The sequence below is a fragment of the Pseudomonas sp. E315 genome (assembly GCF_055406205.1).
Window position 1 is genome coordinate 140,191 of sequence record NZ_JBUZPJ010000002.1, and the last position, 12,047, is coordinate 152,237.

Genomic DNA, 12,047 nt, shown 5'->3' on the forward strand with positions numbered 1-12,047 from the left:
CCGAAGGTTGCGAGCTTTGATTGGTTTTATGCCTTGGCAGTTTCCAATGCCATTTCTGCTGGCTCCGGACGTTTGATGATGGCGTACACCACGGCCGTCAGCACGCTACCCGCCACAATTGCCAGTAAATACAGCAGCGCATGATTAATGGCATTGGGTATCAGCATCACAAACAGGCCACCGTGGGGCGCCATGAGCTTGCAACCAAAGTACATCGACAGTGCACCGGTCAGCGCACCGCCAACCACGCTGGCCGGGATCACGCGTAGTGGGTCCTTGGCAGCAAACGGAATGGCCCCTTCGGAGATAAAACACAGCCCCAATACCAACGCTGCTTTACCGGCCTCACGCTCGGTCTGAGCAAATTTGCGTCGAGCTATGAAGGTGGCGATGCCCAAACCAATCGGGGGCACCATGCCTGCGGCCATGGTCGCAGCCATCGGAGCGTAGCTCTGCGATGCCAATAAGCCGACCGAAAACGCATAAGCGGCCTTGTTGATCGGCCCACCCAAGTCAACGCACATCATGCCTCCCAGCAACACGCCCAGCAGAATCGCGTTGGTGGTGCCCATGCTGTCGAGAAAGTGCGTCAGGCCTTCGAGCATGCCCGCCACAGGTTTGCCAACCACGTAAATCATCACCAGCCCAGTGAACAGACTGGCGAATAACGGGATGATCAAAATCGGCTTGAGGGCTTCAAGGCTTTGCGGCAAACGTGCATAGCGATTGATTGCCTTGGCGCAGTAACCGGCAATGAAGCCAGCGATTATTCCGCCGATAAAGCCTGCGCCCAAGGTACTCGCCAGCAGGCCGCCAATCATCCCCGGCGCAAGGCCCGGACGGTCAGCAATTGAATAGGCAATGTAACCCGCCAGCAGTGGAACCATCAGCTTGAAAGCGGCATCGCCACCGATTTGCATCAAGGCCGCAGCCAGTGTGCCGGGCTCTTTGTAAGCGGTGATGCCAAACACAAACGACAACGCAATCAGCAAGCCGCCCGCCACGACCATCGGCAGCATGAAGGACACGCCTGTCAGCAGGTGTTTGTACACCCCGGCCTTCTCTTGTTTGGCTGGGGCTGAGGCGCCCGTCGATGCGGTTTCTTGTCGACCTTCGCTCAACGCCTTTTTCAGCGTGGCTTCGGCCTGCTTGAGGGCGATTCCTGTGCCACAACGGTAAATTTTCTTACCTGCAAAACGCTCGGTGGGCACTTCAATATCAGCTGCCAACACCACTACATCGGCGTCGCTGATGGCTTGCGCGCTCAACGGGTTACGCGCCCCTACCGAGCCTTGGGTTTCGACCTCAAACTCGTAGCCCAAACGCTTGGCCGCTTGCTGCAAGGCTTCGGCTGCCATAAAAGTATGAGCAACACCGGTTGGGCAAGCAGTGACGGCAACAATTTTAGGTGTGTGTTGCGGGCTTTCGGTGGTTGTCGAAACGCTGGGCTCAACATAAACCTGAGCCTCTTCAACCCCTCGACGCAACACGGCCTCAACGTCTTGCAGCGCTTGCGCCGGGGTACTTTGAAACACGCGTTTGCCTATAAAACGCTGCATGTCCAATGGCGTGCTGCTGACGATCAGCACCCATTCAGCTTCATCAATGGTCTGTGCTGATAACTGACGTTCAGGGTGTTTGGGGTCATGCACTTCAACGCTGGTGCTCCAGCCCTGACGCTGCGCTGCGGCATCGAGCAAGCGGGCGCACAGCACACTGGTCACCATGCCGTTGGGGCAGCCCGTCACAATGGCTAATTTCATGTGAATCCCTCTTATTCTTTTGTCAGGGCGCGCACGTTAACGGCGCTTTCGAGCGTCGCCAGTTGCGTCGCATCGCTGATACCAAAACCGATCTGGGTGACCGCCATCGCTGCAATCGCTGTGGCCGTGCGCAAGGTTTGCTCCGGGGCCTGGCCGCTGAGCAAACCATGCAGCATGCCCGCCAACAGCGAGTCGCCCGCGCCCACGGTGCTGGCCACGCGAACGTTGGGCGGCACGGCTTGCAACGTTGCCATACCGCGACTGAACCAGTTCACCCCTTGCGCCCCGTGGGAAACCACCACATGGGTGATGCCCTTGGCCTGAAGTTGAGTGGCCGCTGCAGCTTGTGTCTCAACACTGCTGATGTCGCAGCCCAGCGCATCACTGAGTTCTTCGGTATTGGGTTTGATCAGCCACGGGCCGGTGCTTATGCCTTGCTTCAAGGCCTCGCCGCTGGTGTCCAAAATCACTTTTAAGCCGAGCGCCTTAAGCCGTAGCAGCAACTCGCGAAACCACTCCGGGCTCACGCCTTGAGGCAAGCTGCCGGCGACCACGACCGCGTCATGACGGGCAGCGATTTGATCGAGCTTGTCGAGTAACGCCTGCTGCGCCAACTCATTGACCAGCAGGCCCGGCCCGTTAACGTCTGTAACACGGCCATCGTCTTCAGCCAGTTTTATGTTGCTGCGGGTTTCGCCGGGCACGCGGATAAACGCATCGGCAAAGCCACAGCGGGCGAACAAGGCATTAAACGCTTGCTGATTGTCTTCGCCCAAAAAGCCACTGACCGTAACTTTGTGGCCCAGGTCAGCCAGCACTTGGGCGACGTTTACACCTTTACCTGCGGCATGAGTCAGCATTGCCTGACTGCGATTGACCTCGCCCGGCGCTAACTGGGCCAAGCGCACGGTCAAGTCCAGCGCAGGGTTCAAGGTCACTGTAAGAATCGTCGCCATTAAAGTGCCTCCACCGATGCACGAACTTCGTCAGGGCTACCGGCTCTCAGCGCCTGAGCCGCCAACAGGGTGAGCTGGGCCATGTTCAGCTCGCGAATACGCGCCTTGACCTCGGGGATGCTGCGCGCCGAAACACTCAATTCATCCACACCCAGCCCAACCAGTATCGGCACAGCCAGCGGGTCAGCAGCGAGTTCGCCGCACACCCCTACCCACTTGCCATTGGCATGGGCCGCACGCACGGTGATGTCGATCAACTGCAACACCGCCGGGTGCAAGCCATCAGCCTGAGCCGACAACGTCGGGTGGCCGCGATCAATAGCCAAGGTGTACTGGGTCAAGTCGTTGGTGCCGATGCTGAAAAAGTCCACTTCCTTGGCCAAAACCGGTGCCAGCAAGGCCGCCGAAGGCACTTCGATCATGATGCCTAGCTGCAAGTCAGCGACAGGGGTCTCCAGTCGTAAGCGTTCTGTCATGTCACGCGCGGCCCGCCATTCGGCCAAGCTGCCAACCATCGGAAACATGATGCGCAGCGGGCGGTTATCCGCCGAGCGCAACAAGGCACGCAACTGGCTCTCCATCACCTGCGGGCGTTGCAATGTGAGACGAATCCCACGCACGCCAAGAAACGGGTTTTCTTCTTTCTCAATCGGCCAATAAGGCAGCGGTTTATCCCCGCCCACATCCAGCGTGCGCACCACTAAAGGTCGCCCCTCTAGGCCATCCAGCACACGGCGATACTCGGCTTCTTGCGTGGCCTCATCAGGTACTTGCGTGTGCGCCATGAAAATCAGTTCGGTGCGCAGCAAGCCAATGCCTTCGGCGCCTTGCTCGACTGCGCTGGCCACACCTTTGCTTTCACCGATATTGGCAAACACCTCTACCGCGTGCCCGTCACGGGTCACCGCCGGTTCATGGCGTTGAGCCGCTGCCGCCAGCAAGCGCTGCTCGCGGCTATCACGCTCTTGCGTGGCACGCTGTAGCGCATCGGCATCGGGGGAAACATGCAAACGACCGCGCAAGCCATCAATTAACAACTCAGTGCCCGGCGCCAGCAGCAGCACCGCTTCGCCAGCGCCCACCAAGGCGGGAATGCCCAACGCACGGGCGACGATGGCGCTGTGCGCTGTCGCTCCACCATGCGCAGTCAAAATGCCAGCAACTCGTGCCGGGTCGAGGCGCGCCACATCGGACGGGCCTACTTCGTCCATCACCAACACATAGGGCTGGTCAGGCTCAGCCAGGGTTTGAACCCCACACAACTGCGCCAGCACACGACGACCGATGTCGCGTAAATCTGCCGCACGCTCGGCCAGCAGCGCATCTTGCAAGGACTCCTGCTGACGCGCCGCCGCATCAATCACGGCCATCCAGGCGGCTTCAGCGCTTTCGCCTTGCTTGAGTCGTGCCTGGACTTCATCCGTCAATTCCGGGTCGTCGAGCATTTCCTGATGGGTGATAAAGATTTCGCGTATGGCTTTGGCCTGACTGCGCTGGATCAAGCCTTCAATATCTTGGCGAACCTCGGCCAATGCGTGTTGCAGACGCCCGCGCTCAATGGGTGGCGATTCGCCGCGCAGCGGGAAGTCGAACGTTTGCGGCACTTGAATATGCGCCGGGCCAACAGCGATGCCCGGCGCAGCGGCGATGGCTTGCAGCACACTGCCAGCGGCCGGCGCGGTGATGAGCGTGGCGATATCGGCAACGGCTGGCGCTGCTTCGGCCTGAGTCGGCAGTGGCTCAACCTCCTCACCTAAACCCGACTCAACAGCCGCCAGTAATGCAGGCAATGCGTCGTTGGCAATGCTCGGCTCAGCAACAAACTCCAGCACTTGGCCACGACGCGCACCCAGGCTCAGCAGTTTGCTCAGGCTTTTGGCAGACACCGCGGATGACTCTTGACCATCAACGATACGTACGCGAAGTTCGCCCTCAAAGCTTTTGGCCAATTGAGCCAACACTTTCGCAGGCCGCGCATGCAAACCGTGGGCATTAGCCAGAGTGATGCGCGCACTGGGCCAGTCGGCAGGCAGTTCGCCACCCAACACTTCAAGCACAGCGCGCCGACTGGTTGCGCGCCCCAGTTCATGGCCGCGCCCTTCAATTAACAACGCACACAAACGCTCCAACAACGCTTGATGGGCCTCGCCCATACTGGCCAGACAGAACAAGCCACTGAGAGGCTGACCCAAATAGCGAATCGGTTTGTCTGGTGTGACGAAGGCCAAACCCGGGCGTTTGACTGTCTGTTCGCTGTGCAACCACCACAGGCCATCGCCCAGCGGCAACGCTTCGACTTGCTGCAACACGGCCGCAAAGCCATTGCTCACGCAGTCGGCCTGACGCAACAAGCGCGCACCACGCCATACCAGCTCTTCAAAATCATCGGCGGACACGCCAAGGCCGATCATCTGTGCGTCCAGCGCCAGCTCTTGCGGCGCACCTTGCAACAACTTAAGTAAGACTTCGGCAGAACTGGCGCGACGCAGGGCTTCGCCCAGATCGGTTTCACCCAACGCACGCGTCAGCAGTTGCAGCAAGCGCAAGTGCTCGTCGGACTTGGCCGCAATGCCAATGGCCAGATAAACCATTTGGCCATCACCCCAATCCACCCCGTCAGGGAACTGCAACAGCCGCACGCCGGTGGCAAATACCAGGTCGCGGGTCTCAGGCGTACCGTGGGGGATGGCAATACCTTGCCCTAAAAAGGTTGAGCCTTGAGCTTCCCGCGCTCGCAAGCCGTCCAGATAACCTTCAGCCACCAATCCATCAGCAACTAACTTATCGGCGAGCAACTGCAACGCCGCAGACTTATCCACAGCCGTTTGGCCCATGGAAATCTGCTCCAGGGTGAGCTCAAGCATGCGTACTCCTTTTTCGATGCGTCAGGGCACCAGGTATTGTTTTGAATGATTCAGCTTAGGCCGCGCACCCCAGACTGTATAAGTGGATGTGTGGCAAACACATCACCCTGGGGCAAACGGCCATAAATACGCCTGCTGAAACGTTTAATCACGAATGTACGGCACGTTACTGCATAATTGCCCGCGCTTGAAGCCCAACCTGTCGCATTGATCGACGTCAGTCTGTTGCAGCGGTAAAAAAATACAGTAGTACGAAGGCATACGTTGGTCGGCTGCCTTTATCGGTTAGGATTGGCCAGAATGTCGACATGTACTACAAAAAATAAGGAATTATCGGCGTGAAGCTCAGTGATATCGCTCGTTTGGCAGGTGTGTCCGTGACAACCGCCAGCTATGTCATCAATGGCAAGGCCGAGCAACAGCGCATCAGCAGCACAACAGTCGAACGTGTTCGTGCTGTGGTCGAGGAACATGGCTTTACACCCAACCCGCAAGCTGCCGGGTTGCGTAGCCGGCATACGCGCACGCTGGGGTTTATCCTCCCAGATCTCGAAAACCCAAGTTATGCGCGCATCGCCAAACAGCTGGAGCAAGGTGCTCGCGCTCGCGGCTATCAATTACTGATCGCCAGCTCTGACGACGCGCCAGACAGCGAGCTGCAACTGCTCAAGCTGTTTCGTGCTCGCCGTTGTGATGCTTTGTTTGTGGCCAGTTGCTTGCCGGCCGACGATGACAGCTACTGCCAGTTGCAAGACTCGGGCATGCCCATCATTGCGATTGACCGAACAATGGACCCAACACGTTTTTGCTCGGTAATCAGCGATGACTGCGAGGCCAGCTTTAACCTGACCCGCAGCCTGTTGCAGCCCGTACCACGGCAAATCGCATTGATCGGCGCACGCCCGGAGCTGAGCGTCAGTCAGGCGCGTGCCGCAGGTTTTTCCCAAGCACTGGAAGGCTTTGAAGGTGAGGTGCTGATTGAACACGGCGCCGCTTTTAGCCGTGCATGTGGCCGACAACTGATTGATGATTTGCTGGCCCGTTTAGGGCATTTTCCTGAGGCGTTGGTGACAACTTCTTACGTGCTACTGCAAGGCATGTTCGATGCGTTGCTGGAGCATCCAAACCAGCAGCCGCCTTTGCGTCTGGCCACCTTTGGTGACACGCAGTTGTTGGACTTTTTGCCACTGCCAGTCAACGCGATGGGCCAGCAACATCAGTTAATTGCTGAAAAAGCGTTGCAGTTAGCGCTGGCGGCGATTGAAGAAAAGCACTACGTGCCGGGTATTCAAGCCATTGCCCGCAACTTTAAGCAGCGTATTCATCAGGCCTGAGCATGCAACTGATTGATACCCACACCCACCTCGACTTCCCGGACTTCGACTCCGACCGCGAGCCATTACTGGCCCGCAGTCGAGCGATGGGTGTCGATCAAATGGTGGTGTTAGGCGTCTATCAGCGCAACTGGCAGCGGCTGTGGGATTTGGTGCAAACCGACTGCCAGTTGTATGCCGCTTTTGGTTTACACCCGGTGTACCTCAACGAACATCGAGCCGAACACCTGACCGAACTCGGCGATTGGCTGAGTCGTCTGGCGGGGCATCCGCAAGTGTGCGCTGTGGGTGAAATTGGCCTGGATTACTTTTTGCCTGAGCTTGATCGCCACCAGCAGCAACAGCTGTTTGAAGCCCAGTTAGCGTTGGCAGCAGACGCTCAACTGCCTGCGTTACTGCATGTACGACGTAGCCATGCGCAGGTCATTGCGACACTCAAACGTTTTCGGCTACAGCGCGGCGGGATCATTCACGCATTTGCTGGGAGCCGTGAAGAGGCCCGCGAGTACATAAAACTGGGGTTCAAACTCGGCCTTGGCGGCGCTGTCACTTGGCCGCAGGCGTTGCGCCTGCACAAAGTGATTGCCGACTTGCCGCTGCAATCCATCGTGCTAGAAACCGATTCACCTGACATGGCGCCCGCCATGTTTCCCAATCAGCGCAACAGCCCTGAGCATTTACCCGCTATTTGTCAGGCGTTGGCCAACATCATGGGCATCAGTGCGCAACAGTTGGCTGCCGCCAGCACAACCAATGCCTGCGAGTTATTTGGCTGGGCTGAACGCAAACCTGCTTAGAAAAAGGGCCGTATATATATCGCTTGCGACGTTGAAAACTGTTCAGCCGGAGCTGCCGAAGGCTGCGATCTTTTAAAAATCAAAAGCTCGCGGCCTTCGACAGCTCAAGCGTGGAGGGTTTTCAAGAGTGACTAGGGCGCTGGCTACAGCATCAATGTCCACACTGCAAAGCCGGCATACCAGAGCATTGCGGCGCGCAGCAGCATCGCCCACAGCGTGTCGAGACTGGTCACACCCTCAGGGCCGACTTGTGGCGCCGGGATTTCAGCCGCCGCACACCCCGCCTTGTCGATCAGTTGAGCCGCGCTCACTTCCCAATTCAGTAACTCATGCAGCATGACTTTGCTCACAGCACCGAAGTTGCCGACCAGTGCAAAACTTGCAGCCAACAGCCGTACCGGCAGCCAGTCAAACGCGTGGCGCAACTGTTGGGCACGTTCGGCCAACTCAGGGTTTTTACTCTGTTCGGCGGCTAACGCCAGCAAGCGATAGCTCAAAGCCGCCACTGGCCCGAGCAGGAAGTACCAAAAAATCACGGCAAAAAAACTTTGGTAAGCCTGCCATAGCATGTGGCCCTGCACGTTCTCCAGCAGTTGTTCGCCACTGTCAGCACACACACTGAGGTCGCGCTGTGCAACATGCGCAGCTGCTTGAAGATCGCCTCGGCGCCAAGCATCGCGAAACGGCCCAAGGTCGGCCAGCAAGTCGCCGCGTCCCAAGCTATACACCACCACTATTAGGTGCACAGGCAAAGCGATCAAACCGTAAGCCACAGGTTGCAGCACAACCAGTAACAAGGCCAACACCGCCACAGGCAGCACGACCAAGAGGATCAACACCCACCAGGGTCTGTTGGCCAGTTTGGGGCTGGCTTCTAATTTGTGCAGCTCACGTAACCAGCCACCGTCGCGTTGCAGGCGCTGACGCAGAGCCGAAAACTTCTCGATCAGGATCGCCAGCAGTAACACCACAAAACTCATTGCATTTCTCCTGTGTGCCGCAACGCGCTGCGAAAGCGCATCCAATCAAACGCTGGCCCGGGGTCTGTTTTGCGACCCGGTGCCACGTCGCTATGGCCACATATTCTGTGAGCGGTGATCGCGGGGTAAGCCGCCTGTAATTGCAGGGTCAAGGTAGTCAGCGCCTGATATTGAGCGTCGCTGAACGGCAAGTCGTCAGTGCCTTCAAGTTCGATCCCCAACGAAAAGTCATTGCACGCTTCACGGCCTTCAAAGCTCGAAACACCTGCATGCCATGCACGATCAAGGCACGAGACAAACTGCGTGATCTGACCGTCACGCTCAATCAGAAAGTGCGCAGAGACGCGTAATGCACTTATTCCTTCAAAGTAGGGATGTTCTGTGACGTCCAGGCGGTTCTGGAAAAACGCCTGAACCTTACCCGTAGCGAATTGCCCCGGCGGCAAGCTGATGTTGTGAATCACCAACAAAGAGATTTCGCCACTCGGGCGCTCATTGAAGTTGGGCGACGGGCAATGGCACACGCCTTCGCACCAACCGCTCACGGGGTCCAACTGCATACAGGCTCCTTCAACCGACAAAAACCAAAGGCGCAGTATGCCGCGAGTGTCCACCGATGGGCAGCACTCTGTGTCAAGCAGGCGAGTACGACGTTTTTTAGCCGCTGACGTGGCTCAAGCTGCCGATCACTGATTCCAGTGCGCGGTCAAACAACAGTCGATCATCGAGCAGGACAATGCTGGCGCTACGCAGCTGCGCGATTAAATCACTGCGGCTTTTTTCCAGCACTTTCATCCCTGTGCGGTTCACGAAAATATGTTTGCCTTCGGGCTGCATGATCGCAATCAGCTTGCAACGCAGGCGATGCTCCTCGTCTTCTTGCAGCTCGATCCACGTCCCGATGCGTAACTGGCTGACCAGCAACAAGCCCAAGTGATCTTGCTCATCACTCGTACTCACAGGTTGTGAATGGCTTGGACTGACGATTTTTGCATTGGGCTGCCAATGTAACTGTTCCGCATCGCGGGTGCGCTGCTCCAGGAGCTCAATGCGACTGCGCTCTGCATAGGTGAACGTCAGGAAGTCGAGTAGCAAGTATTCGAGCAGCGCCGGGTTATCCCCCGAATACAGCGCCAGTTGCTGCACCACATGCTCGACTTTTCGGTAAAACGGATCGTTCATGCTGTCAGCTGAATCCCAACCAATGGCGGCAGCGGCAATCACATTCAACAACCGGCGCGCAGGGTGGCTGTCACAACTGAAAAAATTTTGGTCTTGCTGTGCGATTTTCAACATCGGCGCCTGTAAGCGGCCAATCATCGCTTTTAACGACTGCGACAGGTTGCGATCACTGGCAATGTACTCAAACAACAACCTGACCAGGTTGCAGGCATCCTCGCCAACCATCGACGCACCCTCAGCCTGACTATTCGCCTTGGAGCTGCAACAAACCGTTTTGGCTGACAGATCGGGCAGCACACCCGTCGCGATCAATAACTGATTGGCATCACCATATAGTTGCGCGGTATGGCTGAGCAGGTACTTTTCAAACAGTTGCAGGATGATCAGTTTGACTTTGATTTCCATGCCCTGCTCACGCTCGGCCTGCAAAAAATACTCACACAACTTGGCTGGCCCCAGCGGGTTGGTGTGCTCCGTGAGCACTTGAGCGGTCAAGGTATTGAGGCGGGTCGTTAACTGGCATAACGCCCGCTCATCACGCCCCAGCACTTGGGCCACCATCGCGTTAATGACTTGGGTGCGCTCAATGTCATTAACCATCAGCGAAAATTCATTCTCGGCAGGGGCTGCACACTGCAAGGAGGACTCGTTGTCATGCTGAGTCAGCTTGAGAAAGGCCTCTAAAAAAAGCTCAAGGAACCCACGCTCGATATTTTTACGCTTGAGCCTGACATCGCGCATGGCTTCAAAAAACAAGCTTTGCTCAATATCGCTCTGGGCTTTGTCTGCCATTTCAAACAGCATTTCATCCGCGTTATCAAACAACATGCTCAGCCCATATTTGAGCTGTTGCGCGGCCTTGTCATGAACCTGCAAAAGAATCACTGGCAGGCGGGCAAGCGGCGAGTGAATCGCCAACTCCGTAGCGGCCTTCGGCGCAGGCCCCACTTTCCCGTCATTTTGCATCCAAGCCTCCTGGAATATTCTTTCACTCACGGGTGATGCACCCGCAGCCCCGCAGGACTTATTCGAGGCTCACAGACAAAAACCGGCCAGTGCGTTGCGCACTCGCCGGTTGCTCACCATTGGAAATAACGGTCGCGTCAAAGCCATGACGCCAAATACAAGGCGTATTATCTTGTAAAAGACACTGCTTGTGCTAGCAGACTCTTCATTTCATTGAGTGATCAGCCAAAAACACACCTAAAAATGACAAAAGCCGCCCACCTGTAGGCATTTGTGTCCCAAGCACAGGCGCGTGGTTGGGTTCGTTCGTGGCATGGCCCTATAATCGGCACACTTTGTTTGTGGAGCTCGTTATGCCGAATTTACGCCTGGCCGACCTCACCGCCGAAATCGAAGCCAACGTACGCCGTGCGTTAGCCGAAGACATTGGCAGCGGCGACATCACTGCACGACTGATCCCGGCCGAGCGCTTGGCCAAAGCCACGATCATCACCCGTGAAGCTGCTGTTATCAGTGGCACCGCTTGGGTCGACACTGTGTTTCGCCAACTGGACCCCCGGGTGGCCGTGCATTGGCAAGTGAGCGACGGCGAACGCGTCAGCCCCAATCAGGTGTTGTTCCACCTTGAAGGCCCCGCCCGCTCGCTGCTTAGCGGCGAACGCAGCGCGCTGAACTTTCTGCAAATGTTGTCAGGCGTTGCAACACACGCCCAACACTTGGCTGACCAGGTCGCTGACACTCAGGTCAAACTGCTGGATACCCGAAAAACCTTGCCGGGCCTACGTTTGGCACAAAAATACGCCGTGACCTGTGGCGGCTGCCACAACCACCGCATTGGTCTGTATGACGCATTTCTGATCAAGGAAAACCACATTGCTGCCTGTGGTGGCATCGCACAGGCCATTAGCGCAGCGCATACGATTGCACCGGGCAAACCGGTAGAAATCGAAGTTGAAAGCCTGGCGGAACTCAAAGAAGCATTGGATGCGGGCGCTGACATCATCATGCTCGACGAACTGAGCATGGATGACATGCGCGAAGCAGTGCGTATGAATGCCGGTAAAGCCAAGCTGGAAGCAAGCGGCGGAATCAACGAAAGCACTTTGCGTCCTATTGCCGAAACAGGCGTGGACTACATCTCGATTGGTGCCATGACTAAAGATGTCAAAGCCGTCGACTTGTCGATGCGGCTGAGCCTGTAAGCC

9 protein-coding genes are annotated in these 12,047 nt (G+C 57.1%); 3 read left to right on the plus strand and 6 right to left on the minus strand.

Features of this window, described 5'->3' with window-relative positions:
• Positions 1-26 precede the first annotated feature (26 nt).
• Genes ACZRJQ_RS03955 through ptsP form a run of 3 tightly spaced genes read right to left on the minus strand, consistent with a single transcriptional unit; the run spans position 27 to position 5,583 of the window.
• Positions 27-1,763 (minus strand): PTS fructose-like transporter subunit IIB, encoded by a 1,737-nt coding sequence (locus tag ACZRJQ_RS03955; RefSeq protein WP_463977115.1) that lies wholly within the window; start codon positions 1,761-1,763, stop codon positions 27-29.
• A gap of 11 nt (positions 1,764-1,774) precedes the next feature.
• Entirely contained in the window at positions 1,775-2,719 is a 945-nt protein-coding gene (gene pfkB, locus ACZRJQ_RS03960; RefSeq protein ID WP_463977116.1) for a 1-phosphofructokinase, read from the minus strand.
• Complete coding sequence (gene ptsP / locus ACZRJQ_RS03965) at positions 2,719-5,583, minus strand: phosphoenolpyruvate--protein phosphotransferase (RefSeq protein ID WP_463977117.1); 2,865 nt, start codon at positions 5,581-5,583, stop codon at positions 2,719-2,721. Before ptsP ends, pfkB begins: the two co-directional genes overlap by 1 nt.
• A gap of 338 nt (positions 5,584-5,921) precedes the next feature.
• On the opposite strand from ptsP, the gene cra reads away from it, so the two are divergent.
• Positions 5,922-6,917: a catabolite repressor/activator gene (cra, locus tag ACZRJQ_RS03970; protein ID WP_463977118.1), complete on the plus strand. Its 996-nt coding sequence runs from the start codon at positions 5,922-5,924 to the stop codon at positions 6,915-6,917.
• Between the two features lie 2 nt (positions 6,918-6,919).
• Complete coding sequence (locus ACZRJQ_RS03975) at positions 6,920-7,714, plus strand: TatD family hydrolase (protein ID WP_463977119.1); 795 nt, start codon at positions 6,920-6,922, stop codon at positions 7,712-7,714.
• Between the two features lie 143 nt (positions 7,715-7,857).
• On the opposite strand, the gene ampE is transcribed toward ACZRJQ_RS03975, so the two are convergent.
• From ampE to ACZRJQ_RS03990, 3 genes are all read right to left on the minus strand, one after another.
• Positions 7,858-8,694 carry a regulatory signaling modulator protein AmpE gene (gene ampE, locus ACZRJQ_RS03980; protein ID WP_463977120.1) on the minus strand — a complete coding sequence of 279 codons (837 nt, stop codon included), beginning with the start codon at positions 8,692-8,694 and terminating at the stop codon, positions 7,858-7,860.
• Complete coding sequence (gene ampD, locus ACZRJQ_RS03985) at positions 8,691-9,254, minus strand: 1,6-anhydro-N-acetylmuramyl-L-alanine amidase AmpD (RefSeq protein WP_463977121.1); 564 nt, start codon at positions 9,252-9,254, stop codon at positions 8,691-8,693. Before ampD ends, ampE begins: the two co-directional genes overlap by 4 nt.
• A 97-nt stretch (positions 9,255-9,351) precedes the next feature.
• Positions 9,352-10,842 (minus strand): DUF1631 family protein, encoded by a 1,491-nt coding sequence (locus tag ACZRJQ_RS03990; RefSeq protein WP_463977122.1) that lies wholly within the window; start codon positions 10,840-10,842, stop codon positions 9,352-9,354.
• Positions 10,843-11,195: 353 nt separating this feature from the next.
• Here ACZRJQ_RS03990 and nadC point away from each other — a divergent pair, with 353 nt between their 5' ends.
• Complete coding sequence (gene nadC, locus ACZRJQ_RS03995; protein WP_463977123.1) at positions 11,196-12,044, plus strand: carboxylating nicotinate-nucleotide diphosphorylase; 849 nt, start codon at positions 11,196-11,198, stop codon at positions 12,042-12,044.
• Positions 12,045-12,047: the final 3 nt, after the last annotated feature.